We start from the raw sequence: 15475 nt of genomic DNA, 5'->3' as shown, positions 1-15475 counted from the left end.
CAGTATGATCGTAGCAAGCGTAGCGTCTGCCTTGCTGGTTCTGCATAGCCAGTCTGCTCTGGCCGCAGAAGACAAAACACCTGTTTTTGAACTTGGTACTATCTTGCTGACTGTCAAGCGTCTGCCGCAGACTGAGGTGGGCGAGGCGGGTGACCAGGTTTCCTCTATCCTCACCGCCAAAGACCTGCAGCAATACAACCGCAATAATGTGGGCGATGCCCTCAACCTGCTGTCAGGCGTCAGTCTTTCCACTAATGCACGCAATGAAAAAACCATCGCTGTGCGTGGTTTTGATAGCCGCCAGGTACCCTTGTTCATCGATGGTATCCCGGTCTATGTGCCCTATGATGGCTATGTGGACTTCAACCGCCTCACGACAGCAGACCTGGCAGCGATACAACTGGCCAAGGGCTTTTCTTCTATGGCGTATGGCCCCAATACCCTGGGCGGGGCGATCAACCTGATCTCGCGCAAACCCAAAGCAGCATTGGAAGGTGATGCAACTGTCGGCTTTGCCAGCGGCAACGAGAGGCAGGCAGCAGTCAATCTTGGTGGCAAGCAGGGCATCTGGTATTGGCAAACCGCTTTGTCTCATCTGCAGAGTGATACTTTCCCGCTATCCGCTGACTTTATCCCTAACAGCAGCGAGAACGGCGGCTCGCGCAATAATGCCTACCGCAAGGACAGCAAGTTCTCTTTCAAGCTGGGTCTGACACCCAATGCTGGCGATGAATACGCCATCAGCTATTACAAACAAAATGGTGAAAGAGGCCAGCCACCATCTACAGTGCCAGCGGCAGCACGCTACTGGAAATGGCCTTACTGGGATAAAGAGAGCCTGTATTTCATCTCGAATACTACGCTGGGTGAGCATGAAAGCATCAAGCTCAGGCTTTACCACGATAGTTATGGCAATGAAGTCGATACCTATACCAACGACAGCTATACCTTGCTCAAGACTTCAGGTTCGGGCAGTGTCAGTACAGGCCGCAGTATTTATGACGACCACACCAATGGCGCATCGCTGACGCTGGAATCCATGCGTTTCTCAGCGCATACCCTGCGCCTGATAGGGCATTACAAGGCAGATGAGCATAAAGAGCTGGATAGTGTCGGCACTTTGAACACCCGTTTTAAAGACGTGCTCATATCCATCGCGGCAGAAGACAATATACAACTGAGCCAGGGCCTGCTGCTGTCACTGGGCCTGGGCAGGCATGAGTTAAGGCCGGACAGCGTCTTCAGCCTTGGCAACCCTTATTCTCTGCCACGCACACAGTCGGCGACAGATGCACAGGCAGGCTTGTTCTACACACTCAGCAATAGCGCACGCCTGTATGCCAGTATTGCCCAAAAGAACCGCCTGCCCACACTCAAGGACCGTTATTCACAACGCCTCGGTACCTTCATAGAAAACCCTGACTTGCAGCCTGAGCGTGCCTTGAATATGGAAGTTGGCTACCAGGGCCAGCCATGGCAGGGTGCCAAGGCTGAGGCCGCCATTTTCTATAGCGATGTCAGCAATAAAATACAGACTGTTGCGAATGTCATCGGCACTAAATCGCAAATGCAAAATGCGGGCAAGGTCAGGATCAGTGGCCTGGAAGCTGGCATCAGCAGCAGCGTCTATCAATGGCTGGAGCTCGGTGGCAATTACACTTTCACTGATCTTAAAAATATCAGCAATCCTGCTACCAGGCTGACCGATATCCCGCGCCACAAATTGACAGCCCATGCCGCGCTGCACCCGCTGGAGCAAGTTGATATCACCGCCTATGTAGAAAACAATAGCAGCCGCTGGGTATCGAATACCCTGGAATTGCCAGGCTTTACTACCCTGAATCTGAAGCTGGCTTATCAGCCCATGAAGAACCTGAACCTGGAAGCAGGTGTCACTAATTTGACAGACAAGAACTATGCCCTGGCAGATGGTTTTCCCAATGCTGGCCGTATGTGGTTTGCCAATCTGAATTACCGTTTTTAAGGACAACAGCCATGTTAAAAATCCTGGGCAACACCGCCTTCGCCCTCATACTCTTGCACGCACCCGCTGCGTTTTCACATGACAAGCCAGGTGATATCTCACAATATGTGAGCCAGTCCCTGAGCATCAGCGGTGCAGTTGAAAAACCATTGACGCTGACGGTAGAAGACTTGAAAAAATTCCCCGTACAGCAAATCAGTGAATTGCCATTGACCAGGCAAAATGGCGCGAATGCAGGCAAGCTGGAAATCTTTAAAGGCGTGCGTTTGCGTGACCTGCTAGACAAAGCTACCGTCATTGCACGCGACCACAATGACGTCAAAAAAACCATCATCATCGCCACTGCCACCGATGGGTATACAGTCGTCTATTCATGGAGTGAAATCTATAACACTGCAGTTGGTGAAGGCGTACTGGTTTTCTTTGAAAAAGATGGCAAGGCTCTGCCGGATGAAGAAGGGCGCATCGCCATGATCTCCGGCAAGGATTTGCGCACAGGTCCGCGCCATGTCAAATGGCTCAAGGCCCTGGAAGTCAGGAAGATCAGCGACTAAAAACAGTCATGGAAAGCCAGCAATTGCATTTCATCCGCAAGCAAAGTGAGCCTGAGCTTGCACCAGCTTATCTGCATATAGCGATTGCTGGTGTACTCAGGCATGCACAAGAAGGCGAACTGCCGCTGTTCGCCTGGACCCTGGGTCTGCCGCAACAGGAATTACGAGTGATGCTGGCAAGTGGCTTTCCCGAGCCTGGCATGGCAGATGCCCGGATATTAATGAACTTATCAGATGATCAGTACCATGCGCTCTTACAGGCCGCACCTGTCGAATTCATGCAATTGAAACAGCTATTGCTGGATCATCAATCTGTGTCAGTTAATACACAGCACGCCAGCTGGCTGGCCAGCGCCATCGCCGCTGCCAGTTTCGGTAGCCGCCACCTGTGGCAAGATCTGGGAGTGCCAGGCCGCGAGGCAGTCTCGGCCCTGATGCGTGAATACTTCACTGAGCTGTTTCTGGCAAACACGCAAAACCTTAAATGGAAGCGCTTTTTATTTGCCGAACTTGGCCGCAGGCAAGGCAAATACGATTTACGTCCACCAAAATGTACGCATTGCGACGACTTCCATGTATGCTTTCCAGATTCAGTAACTACGACATAGCACAACATGGCAGCGAAAGATAAATCCATCGCCCTGCAAGGCTCCGTATGGATGACCGTCGACGGTGAAAACTTTGGTGGCAAGGGCCGCATTGCCCTGCTGGCCCAACTGGCCGAGAGTGGCTCCATCACCCAGGCTGCAAAAGCTGTCAAAATGAGTTATAAAGCTGCCTGGGATGCCATCGACACCATGAACAATCTCGCAGGTGAACCCCTGGTAGAACGCCTGACAGGTGGCAAAGGTGGCGGTGGCACAAGGCTGACAAAGCGCGGCGAGCAACTGGTCAATAATTTCAGGATCATAGAACAGGAACACCGCGACTTTATCGCCCAGCTAGACCGGCAGGCCGTAGGCATTGCCGACGACTTTTTACTCATCAGGAAAATGAATATGAAAACCAGCGCACGCAACCAGTTCCTAGGCAAAGTCAGCCAGGTCAAACCCGGTGCCATCAATGACGAAATAGAGCTGGAAATAGCCGGTGGCCAAAAGATCGTCGCCATCATCACCCATGAAAGCACACTGGAACTGGGTTTGCAAATCGGCGCAGAAGCCTTTGCACTCATCAAAGCTTCTTCCATCATCCTCATGGAACAAGACTCCAAAGCCAGACTCTCAGCTCGTAACCAGTTGACTGGTAACATCAGCCGCATTTTGCCAGGTGCAGTCAATACCGAAGTAGTAGTTGAATTGCCAGGCGGCGCCACCCTGGCTGCCATCATCACCAATGAAAGCGCAAGCAGCATGGGGCTGGCTGTAGGTGGCACGGTGACGGGCTTGTTCAAGGCGTCGAGTGTGATACTGGGTGTGGCTGGGTAATTGCATTGTTTGATGTATTACTTGAAACTCTCAAATAACAGGTAAATTCCCTCCCCTTCAAGGGGAGGGCTAGGTGGGGATGGGTTTCGGTTGATTGACCATCACTGAATTTCGGGCAGAAACCCATCCCCATCCCGACCTTCCCCTTGAAGGGGAAGGGGCATAAAAAGGCAAAAAACGGTCCACTGCGCCGCTTGCAAGCGGCTTAGATTTCGTCAGCGCAAAGCTCGCTTTGCGAAATCCCGACTGCATCCCTTTGAAGGGGAAGGAATTTTAAGTATTTTTCAGGTCAAGACCGAGCATCAACACCTCGGGAGCGTGCAAGCCGACAATAGTGAAACACAGATCAAGCTGATGCTGAATTGCAGGGATTTATTATTGATCAGTTGGAAAATGGATTTGTAGAATTTCATTGGTATGCAAATTGTTCAGGTAAATGATGTGCTGGCTAAGTGCTATAAATACGGTCTTTATTTTAGCATGCGTGAAAATCGCACTATCAAAAACAGGGCTCATGGGATCGTCAACACTTACTCCACCCTGAACCCCAAATCTCTATTACTCTTCGCCACATTCCCCGCAAAATCCGTCGCATGGATACGCAAGACATAATCGCCAGGGGCGAGTTTGCTGATATCCCAATTGCCTTTTTTAGCAACACCACTTTTGACAATTCCGAGATCCATATTTTCTCAACACCGTTGCTATATCCTGCCTCGCTGAAAAATTGCACAATATATTTTACTAAAAAATGCAATCTAGCTATTCGTTTGCCTCTTCAAGTCGTCCTGACCAGCGTAGGTAGAACATTAAATATGGCTCAGGAATATCTAGCAAATCTTTCTCTTCATTCCAATCTATAACTTTATCTCCAGCAAACTTTGTTTCTGCTAAAGAAACCATTTGTTTGCAACTTCCTTGAAGGCTAGATCCGGCGGGTGATTCTTCCAAACAAATCGCAGCAGACCGCTTAACAATTTCTTCATAACTAAAAGCTAGTTTGGGAGGATCATTTGCAATTGATTTTAGTACGCAACGGTATACGTCCCCAGTAGAACCATCTTTAAACTTATACATTTTTCTTTCTTTACCTCTTAATTTGGGACCACAATCAAGTACGTCAACCAGTGTCCGATAATCAATTGTTCGAGAGGTTGTTTCGAATATTTTTTTTCTACTTTCTACGGTGATTTTGCATTTCTTTGCCGTGTCCCCTTTGATGGTTTCTTCGATATTGAGGAAATAACATGCATTTAAACATATCGTTTGCATGAGCTGGGGAGATCCTGCGGCTTCTATCGCAAAGTTTTGAATTGATTCCGTATCAATTTCTACGTTTAACTCTTTAAATCCTTTTGTTGCAATATCGATCAATTCTTCGATACTCCAATAGTTAATGTCTAGTATTGTTAGCCTTCCTTGTAGTTCAGTATTTGCGCGTATCGCAGCGTCGGCTTTATGAAGCACTGACACAACACAAATTTTTATTTTTAATCGCGCAGCCTCTTTAATATGCCGCATTACCTCTACTTGAGTCTCTGGCGAAATATAATGAAAATCGTCTAGTAATATTACGAAATCACTGCCAGCTATTTCGCGTACAACTTGATCTAACCCATTTTTCTTTCTAACTTCACGTACTTCAGTTCCTTTTTCTAAAGATCCGCTGGCTTTCCCACCAACTTGAGCAGTGGCAATTAGCGGGACTCCTACGTTACCGCTTCCGCTAACTTCAAGTGAGGCTTTGGAGCCTTTTTTCTCTGTGTCAGAAACCTCTGTGGGTACATCCATCCATCCTAGAACTCTTTCCCAGATATCTTCTGCTTTATAGATCCTTGCGCCTGATAACGGAATAAGTAGGTCAGGCCCGATAGCACTTTCTACAAGTACGGTCTTTCCCGATTTTGATGGTCCTGCAATAGAAACAAATTTACCTGCTTCACTTAAATACCTAACCAATAATTTTTCAGGACTTTGGCCTTCTTTGGTGATTCGTGTCACATGAGTAACGCTTGGCAGGCCACCAGGGACAAAGATTTCATTTGGTTTCATATCGATTCATCAAAGTTAATTTTTTTAAATTCAATTTAATAATCATAACCTTGATTTTAACGTAATAGCAATGCTTGTTAAGTTGAAAGAAAAAAATAGAATTACTCGTTGTAGAACAAAAGTAGAGCCAGATTTCCTAGCATCTCCACAGCATAGTTCGAGCAAGGAAAAACGGCAGAAATACAGATTTCTTACGCACTCGTTTAGAAGTTTTTTTATTGCATCGAAGCACCTTTACAGAACATCACTTCATATTAAATGCGAGATCCCTGTTTTGTTTCGCCACATTCCCCGCAAAATCCGCCGCATGGATACGCAAGACATAATCGCCAGGGGCGAGTTTGCTGATATCCCAATTACCTCTTTTGGTAACACCATCCTTGACGGTATTGCTAGCCAAGTACAAAAAGCGGGTTTTCTTGGCACCGTGCACGGTGATGCCGCTTTCTTCTGCATATAATAATTTGACCATTTCGCGGTCGGGTGGCAGGGCGTTGAATTCCATGGTCACGTGCGGGTTTTCATAACCGGGTACGGGGCTGCCGTCGGTGTACAGGAGTTGATAGCCAAGTTGGTAGAGGCCGAGGCGGCGGCGTTTGGCATTGCCGTCTACCTGGTCATAGGCATCAACGACGATACCATAATCCCTGGCCTGGCTGGACAGGAGCAGGCGGCCTTTTTGCTTTTCTTTGACGGGTTTGCCGCTGCCATCGACGATTATTACTTCTTCTATTTGCGGTGCCACGGTATCGACCAGGCCAGGGAAATTCAGTTTCAACGGGTTGATTTTGAGACCGGCATGATTATGTTCCAGATGCACATGGAACATGCGGTTGATACTGCCCAGCGCTTCACCGGTCTTGAAGCGGGTGCCGCGCCTGACGCGCACTGCATAGGGTTTGCCATCCGCCAGCGTCTGTAGCTGGAATTTGTTTTCATCGAGCAAAGCATCTTTGGCATTTCGCCCTACCTTTATGTGGATGTAAGCCATGCTGTCCAGCTTGATGCCTTCACTGAGGCCAGCGTAACCCCAGGCGCTACTGGTGCCACGTACTTTTTCATTGGCGATGGCATACACGGTCGTGCCCATATTGGCTTGTACATCGAGACCACCATGAAAATGGTCGCGGCTTTCGCCATCATAATTGCCGCGCACTTCACCCATGGTGCCTACCACCTCATGTGGCGATTGTTGTGGCTTGATGGGCCAGGGGTAGGATTTGGTCTCATCGTCAAGGCGGGTATTTTTTATTTCCGGCAAGAGGGCTGGTGCCGCCGGTGGTTTTGGTTTATCTGTGGCATCCATAGTACCGCGAGCAGCTAGCTTCACCAGTTGCAGGCGTGCCGAATCGCTGACGAACAAAGCGCCCTTGTCGTCCAGGGCGATGCCGGTGGGTTGCAAGAAACGCGTCATGGTTTCATCACCGGGTTCAAAATTGATACCCACTCCCGTCACCCCACGCATTTCACCTGTGGGGGATATCTGTATGATGCGCCCTTTGCTGCCTTCACCGACATAGAGATGATCGTCATAGGTGACTACGATGCTCAGGGGGCGACGCATCAGAGGAGTCTCTTCATTGTCGAGCGCGCGGGCTACGGTGGTGACTTGCCCATCTTTGCCGAGCCTGCGTATGGTGTCGTTCTTGCTGTCGGCAATGAGTATCTCGCCCTTGCTATTGACGGCCAGGCCTGTGGGCGTATCAAACAAGGCAGTGGCTGCCGGGCCATCCAGATAACCAGAGCCATTGCCCCCCGCCAGTGTGCTGACGTGGCCATCCGGGCTGATTTTGCGTATGCGGTCATTGTAGGTATCTGCCACGTACACATTGTCGGCCTTATCCACGGCGATGCCCACCGGGCCATTGAATTGTGCCTCGCCACCGATGCCATCGTGGTCACCGGGTTTGCCATTACCTGCCAGGGTAGTCACCAGGCCTTCAGGGCTGATGCGGCGTATCGCATGGTTGCCGGTATCAGCCACCAGCAGATTGCCCTTGCTATCAAGCGCAATGCCTGAGGGGGTATTAAATGCCGCCTGATCAGGCTTGCCATCAATGAAACCCTCGACTGAGCCAGCAAACGGCGTGACGCTGCCATCAGTGCTGATCTTCATGATACGGTTATGTTCACCTGCATCGCTGACAAAAATATTGCCTTGCTTGTCGAGGGCGACCGCATAAGGGTCAGAAAAATAACTGGCGTCGACATCGGGCTGGCCTGCGTACACGTCTAGTTCAGCTTGCCAGTCAAATGAGGTTGCTGCAGGTTTTTTCATCATGCCCGCTGTTGCCAGCAAGCTGCCAGGCACATTGCTGATTGTGTCCTTGCCCAGATAGCGTGCCAGCCCCAGTATGATGGCGAGCACGGCAATAACAAATAGCAGGCGTATGACGATGATTCTGGGCATGGGGTGAATTCAATGATGAGAAACGCAAGTCGTGCAGCTTAGCCCAAATACCGCGGGCTTGCCATTGTCTGTATGGCCATCTCGCACAAAAAAATCCTAAATGGATTAGCATCTCTACTTTAAGCCTGCGGGCATGATTACATCTGGAAGGAAACATCATGAGCAATACAGTACTAAGCGATTTCCCCATCACCAAAAAATGGCCAGCCCAGCATCCTGAACGCCTGCAACTGTATTCACTGCCGACACCGAATGGCGTCAAAGTTTCCATCATGCTGGAAGAAACCGGCCTGGCTTATGAGCCTCACCTGGTCAACTTCGAGACCCATGACCAGACCTCGCCAGAATTTTTGTCGCTGAACCCGAATAATAAAATCCCTGCCATCATCGACCCGCAAGGCCCAGGCGGCAAGCCGCTGGCCCTGTTTGAATCCGGTGCCATCCTCATCTATCTGGCTGACAAGACTGGCTTGTGCATCCCTATCGATGCAGCCGAGCGCTATGAGTGCCTGCAATGGCTGATGTTCCAGATGGGTGGCATAGGCCCCATGTTTGGGCAATTGGGCTTCTTCAATAAATTTGCTGGCAAGACTTATGAAGATAAACGCCCGCGTGACCGCTACGTGGCAGAATCCACGCGCCTGCTGGCCGTCGTCAACCAGCGCCTGGCAGACCGCAAGTGGATCATGGGTGATACCTATACCATTGCCGATATCGCGATCTTCCCCTGGATACGCAATCTGATTGGTTTCTATGAAGCGGGTGAGCTGGTGGGTATCAATGATTTTCCGCATGTACAACGCGCCCTTGCTGAGTTTGTCGGGCGTCCGGCGGTGCAGAGGGGTTTGTTGATACCGGCTCGCGGATAATAAAAAATCATTCTTGTATTGTTATCTGATTAAGCCTATAAAATATTTTTGGCGCTTTGTCGATTTGCCTGTATCCCAAACGTCATTGTCATGACGGAGCATCTTGCCCGTTGACTATTGAAGAGGAGAAAGTCATGCAATACATATTATTGATCGCCGCAAATGAAGCCGAAGAGCAACAAATTCCGGATGCCGAGATGCTGCAGATGATTGCTGCCTACGGTGCCTATACTCAGGCCTTGATACAGGCGGGTGCCCTGATATCCGGTGAGCGCCTGCGTGAGTCGACCAAGGCAACCACGGTGCGCGTGCGTGAAGGCAAGACCACGGTACTGGATGGCCCTTATGCCGAGGCTAAGGAACAACTGGGTGGCTTTTACATCATCGATGTGGCCGACCTGGATGCCGCCTTGCACTGGGCGGCACGCTGCCCTGGTGCTGCCTATGGTTCTATCGAAGTCAGACCCATCTGGCCTACAGAAAAAATGTCTGGCGACGAATGCCAAGCAGCGGCTTAGCGCGAGCCACTGAAGTAGCAAGGGCAGCAGAGGCTGCTGCCCGCAACAGTTATGGGCGGCTGGTCGCGATTTTGTCGGCACGTTCCCATGATGTGGCCTGGGCAGAAGATGCCTTGTCCGCGGCCTTTGAAAGCGCCTTGCAACATTGGCCGCAGACTGGCATACCAGCAAAGCCCGAAGCCTGGCTGTTGACCGTGGCCAGGCGCGCCATGATCGATGTTGCACGCCAGCGGCAAACCCAGGCTGCTGCCTTGCCCGATTTGCTCCTGCTAAGTGATGAGTTGATGGAGGAGGTGGGGAGCGTAGACAGTGCTGCCATCCCCGATCAGCGCCTGGCCCTGATGTTTGCCTGCGCCCATCCGGCCATAGACCCCGGCATGCGTGCGCCGCTGATTTTGCAAACCATACTGGGACTGGATGCGGCGGCGATCGCCTCGGCCTTTCTGGTATCACCTGCCACCATGGCGCAAAGGCTGGTGCGTGCCAAGGCCAAGATACGCGATTCCGGCATCCCCTTATTGATACCAGACCAGAGTGTTATCGGTGAAAGGCAGGATGCCATCAACGACGCCATCTATGCCATTTATACCGCAGGCTGGGCAGATGTTGCCAGTGCGCCAGGGCAAACCAGGCTGGCTGATGAAGCCATCTGGCTGGCCGATTTACTGGCCGCCCTGAAACCGGACGAGGCAGAATCTCTGGGCTTGCTGGCACTCATGTTATACACAGAAGCGCGCCGACCTGCACGCCGTGATGCCCATGGTGATTATGTACCACTGGCTTTGCAAGATACCCGACTCTGGGATAGCAAGCTCATACACACCGCTGAAAAAATCCTGAGGCGCGCCAGCATCCTGCAACGAGCTGGCCGTTACCAGCTGGAAGCCGCCATACAATCTGCCCATGTCGCACGACGCGTCAGCGGCCAGACTGACTGGCCAGCCATCGTACAACTCTATGCGCAGTTGATGCGCATCACCGATTCACCCGTAGTAGCCATCAACCATGCCATTGCCGTGGCGGAAACTGCAGGCCCGCGAGCGGCGCTGGAGATATTGCCCACAGTACAGGCCCAGCCGCGCCTGCAAAACTACCAGGCTTACTGGGCGGCGCGGGCACATTTGCTAAAAAACGCAGGCGAGGTGGCGCAAGCACGTCAGGCTTATGATGTTGCCATAGGGCTGGAGCCAGATGAGGCCGTGCGGCGTTTTTTGCGAAAGCAGCAGGCCAGCCTGTATCAGTGATTTTTGCGCAGTAAAGCTTCCAGTCGGGTGGCCAGGTCCGCATGCTTCTTATGCAGATAATGGTAGAGTGGTATGGTGCTGACAGGTGGGGTCAGCATATGCACCGTACCTTCCAGCCCCATTTCTTTCACCAGTTGTAAGCCAGCTTGTTCATCGATGACGATCATCTCCACTCGTTTGTTCAGCATTTGCCGGAAGGCGGTCTTGATATTTTGTTCTGCATGGGCGGTACTGAAACCCTGGGTATTTTGTTCTATGACCTTGGTGCCGGTTTCATAGGAAAAGCTGTGCTCACGCAAACTGTCCCAGCCGTGATCGGTATCCATGTTTTTATTGAGGGAAAAAGCCACGGTATTGGTGGTGGCCAGCGGCACCGGGATTTGCAAGAGATTGGGGTATTCTGTGCTCAGACCCGCCTTGCGCATGAGTTCGCCATCCAGGCGCCCACTATTTGATTCTTGCAAGGCGCGGTTACCTGGCAGGTTGACGAACTCAATTTGTACACCCAGTTTTTTATAATTCTCAGTCAGAGAGGCGGCAGCGGCTTTTTCCATAGGGCCACCCTGGCCAAAAGTGGCTATGCGCAAACTTTCCTGTTGTGCCTGGGCTGGGCCAGTGACGCAGAGGCAAAAAATGCTGGATGCGTAAAGCCAAGCTGCCATCGTCTTGCCATAGACCATACCTGCACTCCATTACCGGATGTTTTGTTTCCTTCAAGTATTCATAATACAGACTTGTTTCGCAAGATGATCATCTTGCTCATGTCAGATCGACCATGGCAGACTAGCATGCCAGGATATATTATGCAGGCAAACGCCAATCCGGTTAGAATCTCGCCTGTCTAAAATAAATGGGCGAGAGCATGAGCGCAACAAGTAACACTGGATTGACTCCACAGCAATTATTTGAAAACAACCGCAACTGGGCTGCTGCCATCACGGCAAAGGATGCTGATTTCTTCAAGAAACTGGCAGCACAGCAAAGCCCTGAATACTTATGGATAGGCTGCTCTGACAGTCGCGTTCCAGCGAATGAATTACTGGGCCTTTTGCCTGGCGAATTATTCGTCCACCGCAATATCGCCAATGTCGTCGTCCACTCTGATTTGAATTGCCTGTCTGTATTGCAATTCGCCATCGAAGTGCTGGGCGTCAAGCACATCATCATCTGCGGCCATTATGGTTGCTCAGGTGTGCATGCTGCCTTGACCAAACGCCGCGTTGGCCTGGCTGACAACTGGCTGCGTCATGTACAGGACGTGCATCAAAAGCATGAAAAATACCTGGGCGAAGCGCTGTCTTTGCAACAACAAAGCGAACGCCTGTGCGAATTGAATGTCATAGAACAAGTCGTCAACCTTTGCCAGACCACCATCGTGCAAGACGCATGGGACCGTGGCCAGCCGGTGACCGTACATGGCTGGGTATATGGCTTGCGTGATGGCTTGCTGAGTCAGTTGGGCATGACAGTCAGCTCTGCCGATGAACTGGCCCCGCATCTGGAAGCCAGTCTGGCACGTTACGACGAAGTAGCTAAATAAGTAAAAAAATAAGTTGTAGACTGGGCAGATGGTTAGAGATGGCTGTATTCTGCAGCCATCGCTTCATTTGCATGAATTTGCATGCATCAGGTATGACCAGGCATCTTTGTGATGGAGTTATCCAAATGAAAATGCGAAAAAAGTCTGACTTGCCCAGCAAACTTTGCCAGACTTGCGGCTTGCCATTCAACTGGCGCAAGAAGTGGGAAAAAGTCTGGGACGAGGTCAAGTATTGCTCCCAGCGTTGCCGCAACAATGCTAATAGCAATAGCAAGCCACGGGTTTGAGCGCTGTTACCATATTGGAATATGCCATGCAGCCAACCATGCAATCTGCTACACCCGCGACGACTTTGCGCCTGATCCTGGGTGATCAGCTTAATCCTCAGCATAGCTGGTTTAGTCAGGTTTCACATGATGTGGTTTACGTCATGATGGAAATCCGGCAAGAGACAGATTACGTCCTCCATCATGCCCAAAAAATTATCGCCATCTTTGCTGCCATGCGCGAACTGGCGGTGCAACTCCAGGCTGCTGGCCATCGCCTGCATTATCTGACTATCGATGATGCAGACAATACGCAATCCCTGACAGCCAATCTCGACTGGCTGCTGGCACATTATCAGTGCAGCCAATTTGAATACCAGGAACCAGACGAGTTCAGGCTTGATGCGCAACTTGCTGCCTACAGCGATGCCAGCAAGATTAACTGCCGCATGCGCAGCAGTGAACATTTTTTCACCCGTCGTGATGAAGCTGCCATCCTGTTTGAAGGCCGCAAAAAATGGCTTATGGAAAACTTCTATCGCCATATGCGCGTCAAGCACCAGGTCTTACTCGAAGAGGCCAACAAACCAGTCGGCGGGCAATGGAATTATGATCATGACAATCGCAAAGCCTGGCCAGGCATACCCTGGGAACCTGCGGATTTCCGGCCACGGCATGATCATTCAGCCTTGTGGAAAACCATACAGCAGGCAGGCATCAATAGTTTTGGTGAAGCGAACGCAAGCAATCTTGCCTGGCCGCTGAATCGTGCAGAAGCACTGGCGCAACTTGATGCCTTTATCCAGCATGCCTTGCCGCATTTTGGCGAGTTCCAGGATGCCATGAGCAGCAAGTCATGGCGCTTGTTCCATTCCCTGATTTCTTTTGCCCTGAATGTCAAAATGCTGCATCCGCAAGAAGTGGTCAGCAAGGTTGAGGCTGCTTTGTGGTCAGGCCATGCTGCCTTGCCTGCGGTAGAAGGCTATATACGCCAGATACTCGGATGGCGTGAATATGTACGCGGCATCTACTGGGCGCAAATGCCCGGCTATGAAGCGCATAATTTTTTTGGACATGAGGCAGAGTTGCCCGCATGGTTCTGGACCGGAAAAACAAAAATGCGCTGTGTCTCCAGCGCCATCACCCAGTCACTGGAACATGCCCATGCCCACCACATACAGCGCCTGATGGTCATCGGTAATTTTGCCTTGCTGGCAGGCTTGCAGCCGCAGCAAGTCCATCGCTGGTATCTGGGTATTTATATTGATGCTTTTGAATGGGTAGAGTTGCCCAATACCCTGGGCATGAGCCAGTTTGCTGATGGCGGCAAGCTGGCGACCAAACCCTATGTATCTGCCGCAGCTTATATCGACAAGATGAGTGATTACTGCAAGGGCTGCCATTACGATAAAAAGCAGCGCACTGGCGATAATGCTTGCCCCTACAATGCCCTGTACTGGGATTTTTTTGCGCGCAATGAAGACAAGTTATCCAGCAACCCGCGCATAGGCATGGTCTACCCGCAACTCAGGAAAATGGATAAAGATGTTTTGCAGGCGCTGCGCGACAGGGCGACAGATCTACGTGCCAGGCTGGATGATTTGTAAGCGCTTTGTATTTGATACCTTACGTTTAGTACCTTGCATCTGAAAGCCAGAAAATGAATCCCATACAGCCAAACAAGCTCATGCTATCCAAATGGACTGCGGTGCAGGTCGTTGCCAAACAAAAGCATTTTCTGGTCAGTAAAGTCTATTTGCCTGAGCTGCAAGAAGGGCAGGTCGTCATTCATGCCCAGGTAGAATTTGTGGAACTTGAAGCCGTGTATACCAGGGCCAAACGCAAGATCGCCTGGCGGGAACTGGCTGATACGACATTGTGGAAGCAAGGGTGGCTGTGATGCCAGATTTGCTACTAAGTTCTTTTCCGCAGGATTTCAGGGCGCTTGTTGTTGGCGCATCTGGCGGCATAGGTGCAGCGTTTGTCGGAGTATTGCGTGAGCAAAGTAATTGCGCTGTCGTTGAATGCCTGCATCGCCAAAGCCAGCCAGCACTGGACTTTACCCATGAAGACAGCATCGCTGAAGCGGCTTCTATACTGAAACAGCGTGGCCCTTTTCATCTCATCATCAACGCCACCGGCCTGCTGCATACTGGCGATTTCATGCCAGAGAAAAAACTGGATGATTTGCAGTATGCGCAAATGCAAGCAACTTTTCTCGTCAATGCCTTTGGTCCAGCCATGCTTTTGCGTCACTTCTCACCCCTGCTCGACAAACAACGTGGCGTCATGGCCATGCTATCTGCCAAGGTCGGCAGCATACAAGATAATCGATTGGGTGGCTGGTATAGCTATCGCGCATCCAAGGCTGCGTTGAACATGATGATCAAGACTGCAGCAATAGAACTCAAACGTACTCAGCCAAATGCAGTTTTATTTGCCATGCACCCCGGCACGGTCAACACTGCATTGTCACAACCCTTTCGCGGTGCCAGCATAGGTCGCCCTGTAACGCAGGCAGCCAGTGAAATGCTGGCTGTGATCAACAGCATGCAGCCTGCGCAATCGGGCGGGTTCTATACCTATGCAGGTGAGATGCTGCTCTGGTAAG

The 15475-nt window shown here is 50.9% G+C and carries 16 protein-coding genes; 12 read left to right on the top strand and 4 right to left on the bottom strand.

The genetic code is table 11. From position 1 onward, the window contains the following. The first annotated feature begins 4 nt into the window (after nucleotides 1-4). Genes ACO0LF_RS17755 through ACO0LF_RS17740 form a run of 4 tightly spaced genes read left to right on the top strand, consistent with a single transcriptional unit; the run spans nucleotide 5 to nucleotide 3965 of the window. Nucleotides 5-1984, top strand: a complete 1980-nt coding sequence (locus tag ACO0LF_RS17755; RefSeq protein ID WP_423016314.1) for a TonB-dependent receptor plug domain-containing protein — start codon at nucleotides 5-7, stop codon at nucleotides 1982-1984. Nucleotides 1985-1995: 11 nt separating this feature from the next. Then, nucleotides 1996-2538 carry a molybdopterin-dependent oxidoreductase gene (locus tag ACO0LF_RS17750; protein WP_423016312.1) on the top strand — a complete coding sequence of 181 codons (543 nt, stop codon included), beginning with the start codon at nucleotides 1996-1998 and terminating at the stop codon, nucleotides 2536-2538. Further along, nucleotides 2499-3146 (top strand): nitrogen fixation protein NifQ, encoded by a 648-nt coding sequence (locus tag ACO0LF_RS17745; RefSeq protein ID WP_423016310.1) that lies wholly within the window; start codon nucleotides 2499-2501, stop codon nucleotides 3144-3146. Before ACO0LF_RS17750 ends, ACO0LF_RS17745 begins: the two co-directional genes overlap by 40 nt. A gap of 6 nt (nucleotides 3147-3152) precedes the next feature. Continuing rightward, nucleotides 3153-3965: a TOBE domain-containing protein gene (locus tag ACO0LF_RS17740; RefSeq protein ID WP_423016308.1), complete on the top strand. Its 813-nt coding sequence runs from the start codon at nucleotides 3153-3155 to the stop codon at nucleotides 3963-3965. 530 nt (nucleotides 3966-4495) lie between these two features. Here the strand turns inward: ACO0LF_RS17740 and ACO0LF_RS17735 are convergent. The 3 genes from ACO0LF_RS17735 to ACO0LF_RS17725 form a co-directional block, all read right to left on the bottom strand. After that, nucleotides 4496-4651 (bottom strand): hypothetical protein, encoded by a 156-nt coding sequence (locus tag ACO0LF_RS17735; RefSeq protein ID WP_423016306.1) that lies wholly within the window; start codon nucleotides 4649-4651, stop codon nucleotides 4496-4498. Between the two features lie 76 nt (nucleotides 4652-4727). Next, nucleotides 4728-6017, bottom strand: coding sequence for a hypothetical protein (locus ACO0LF_RS17730; protein WP_423016304.1), 1290 nt, complete (start codon nucleotides 6015-6017; stop codon nucleotides 4728-4730). 244 nt (nucleotides 6018-6261) lie between these two features. Continuing rightward, nucleotides 6262-8427, bottom strand: coding sequence for a gluconolaconase (locus ACO0LF_RS17725; protein ID WP_423016302.1), 2166 nt, complete (start codon nucleotides 8425-8427; stop codon nucleotides 6262-6264). Nucleotides 8428-8585: 158 nt separating this feature from the next. Here ACO0LF_RS17725 and ACO0LF_RS17720 point away from each other — a divergent pair, with 158 nt between their 5' ends. The 3 genes from ACO0LF_RS17720 to ACO0LF_RS17710 all read left to right on the top strand — a co-directional run bounded on the left by ACO0LF_RS17720 (nucleotide 8586) and on the right by ACO0LF_RS17710 (nucleotide 11058). After that, on the top strand, nucleotides 8586-9296 hold the full coding sequence (locus tag ACO0LF_RS17720; RefSeq protein WP_423016300.1) for a glutathione S-transferase N-terminal domain-containing protein: 711 nt from the start codon (nucleotides 8586-8588) through the stop codon (nucleotides 9294-9296). A 134-nt stretch (nucleotides 9297-9430) separates the two neighbouring features. Next, complete coding sequence (locus ACO0LF_RS17715; RefSeq protein WP_423016298.1) at nucleotides 9431-9814, top strand: YciI family protein; 384 nt, start codon at nucleotides 9431-9433, stop codon at nucleotides 9812-9814. Further along, a complete protein-coding gene (locus ACO0LF_RS17710; protein WP_423016296.1) occupies nucleotides 9796-11058 on the top strand; it encodes an RNA polymerase sigma factor in 1263 nt (420 codons plus the stop codon). Before ACO0LF_RS17715 ends, ACO0LF_RS17710 begins: the two co-directional genes overlap by 19 nt. Here the strand turns inward: ACO0LF_RS17710 and ACO0LF_RS17705 are convergent. Next, nucleotides 11052-11720 (bottom strand): hypothetical protein, encoded by a 669-nt coding sequence (locus ACO0LF_RS17705; protein ID WP_423016294.1) that lies wholly within the window; start codon nucleotides 11718-11720, stop codon nucleotides 11052-11054. The genes ACO0LF_RS17710 and ACO0LF_RS17705 overlap by 7 nt on opposite strands. Before the next feature lie 200 nt (nucleotides 11721-11920). On the opposite strand from ACO0LF_RS17705, the gene can reads away from it, so the two are divergent. From can to ACO0LF_RS17680, 5 genes are all read left to right on the top strand, one after another. Further along, on the top strand, nucleotides 11921-12598 hold the full coding sequence (can, locus tag ACO0LF_RS17700; RefSeq protein ID WP_423016292.1) for a carbonate dehydratase: 678 nt from the start codon (nucleotides 11921-11923) through the stop codon (nucleotides 12596-12598). 125 nt (nucleotides 12599-12723) lie between these two features. Beyond that, nucleotides 12724-12885, top strand: coding sequence for a DUF2256 domain-containing protein (locus tag ACO0LF_RS17695; protein ID WP_423016290.1), 162 nt, complete (start codon nucleotides 12724-12726; stop codon nucleotides 12883-12885). Between the two features lie 26 nt (nucleotides 12886-12911). Continuing rightward, nucleotides 12912-14471 carry a cryptochrome/photolyase family protein gene (locus ACO0LF_RS17690; protein ID WP_423016288.1) on the top strand — a complete coding sequence of 520 codons (1560 nt, stop codon included), beginning with the start codon at nucleotides 12912-12914 and terminating at the stop codon, nucleotides 14469-14471. A 53-nt stretch (nucleotides 14472-14524) separates the two neighbouring features. Further along, nucleotides 14525-14764 (top strand): TIGR02450 family Trp-rich protein, encoded by a 240-nt coding sequence (locus ACO0LF_RS17685; RefSeq protein WP_423016286.1) that lies wholly within the window; start codon nucleotides 14525-14527, stop codon nucleotides 14762-14764. Then, nucleotides 14764-15474, top strand: coding sequence for an SDR family NAD(P)-dependent oxidoreductase (locus ACO0LF_RS17680; RefSeq protein WP_423016284.1), 711 nt, complete (start codon nucleotides 14764-14766; stop codon nucleotides 15472-15474). Before ACO0LF_RS17685 ends, ACO0LF_RS17680 begins: the two co-directional genes overlap by 1 nt. The last annotated feature ends 1 nt before the right edge of the window (nucleotide 15475 follow it).

Source organism: Undibacterium sp. Di27W, assembly GCF_049340345.1.
Classification (GTDB): Bacteria; Pseudomonadota; Gammaproteobacteria; order Burkholderiales; family Burkholderiaceae_D; genus Undibacterium.
The sequence above is the reverse complement of the archived record's forward strand: the minus strand, read 5'-3'. Positions and strand labels throughout refer to the sequence as shown.

Bases quoted from the DNA above. Each gene is read 5' to 3' on its own strand.
- ACO0LF_RS17755 (WP_423016314.1), top strand. From the start codon at position 5: ATGATCGTAGCAAGCGTAGCGTCTGCCTTGCTGGTTCTGCATAGCCAG.
- ACO0LF_RS17750 (WP_423016312.1), top strand. From the start codon at position 1,996: ATGTTAAAAATCCTGGGCAACACCGCCTTCGCCCTCATACTCTTGCAC.
- ACO0LF_RS17745 (WP_423016310.1), top strand. From the start codon at position 2,499: ATGGCTCAAGGCCCTGGAAGTCAGGAAGATCAGCGACTAAAAACAGTC.
- ACO0LF_RS17740 (WP_423016308.1), top strand. From the start codon at position 3,153: ATGGCAGCGAAAGATAAATCCATCGCCCTGCAAGGCTCCGTATGGATG.
- ACO0LF_RS17735 (WP_423016306.1), bottom strand. From the start codon at position 4,651: ATGGATCTCGGAATTGTCAAAAGTGGTGTTGCTAAAAAAGGCAATTGG.
- ACO0LF_RS17730 (WP_423016304.1), bottom strand. From the start codon at position 6,017: ATGAAACCAAATGAAATCTTTGTCCCTGGTGGCCTGCCAAGCGTTACT.
- ACO0LF_RS17725 (WP_423016302.1), bottom strand. From the start codon at position 8,427: ATGCCCAGAATCATCGTCATACGCCTGCTATTTGTTATTGCCGTGCTC.
- ACO0LF_RS17720 (WP_423016300.1), top strand. From the start codon at position 8,586: ATGAGCAATACAGTACTAAGCGATTTCCCCATCACCAAAAAATGGCCA.
- ACO0LF_RS17715 (WP_423016298.1), top strand. From the start codon at position 9,431: ATGCAATACATATTATTGATCGCCGCAAATGAAGCCGAAGAGCAACAA.
- ACO0LF_RS17710 (WP_423016296.1), top strand. From the start codon at position 9,796: ATGCCAAGCAGCGGCTTAGCGCGAGCCACTGAAGTAGCAAGGGCAGCA.
- ACO0LF_RS17705 (WP_423016294.1), bottom strand. From the start codon at position 11,720: ATGGCAGCTTGGCTTTACGCATCCAGCATTTTTTGCCTCTGCGTCACT.
- can (WP_423016292.1), top strand. From the start codon at position 11,921: ATGAGCGCAACAAGTAACACTGGATTGACTCCACAGCAATTATTTGAA.
- ACO0LF_RS17695 (WP_423016290.1), top strand. From the start codon at position 12,724: ATGAAAATGCGAAAAAAGTCTGACTTGCCCAGCAAACTTTGCCAGACT.
- ACO0LF_RS17690 (WP_423016288.1), top strand. From the start codon at position 12,912: ATGCAGCCAACCATGCAATCTGCTACACCCGCGACGACTTTGCGCCTG.
- ACO0LF_RS17685 (WP_423016286.1), top strand. From the start codon at position 14,525: ATGAATCCCATACAGCCAAACAAGCTCATGCTATCCAAATGGACTGCG.
- ACO0LF_RS17680 (WP_423016284.1), top strand. From the start codon at position 14,764: ATGCCAGATTTGCTACTAAGTTCTTTTCCGCAGGATTTCAGGGCGCTT.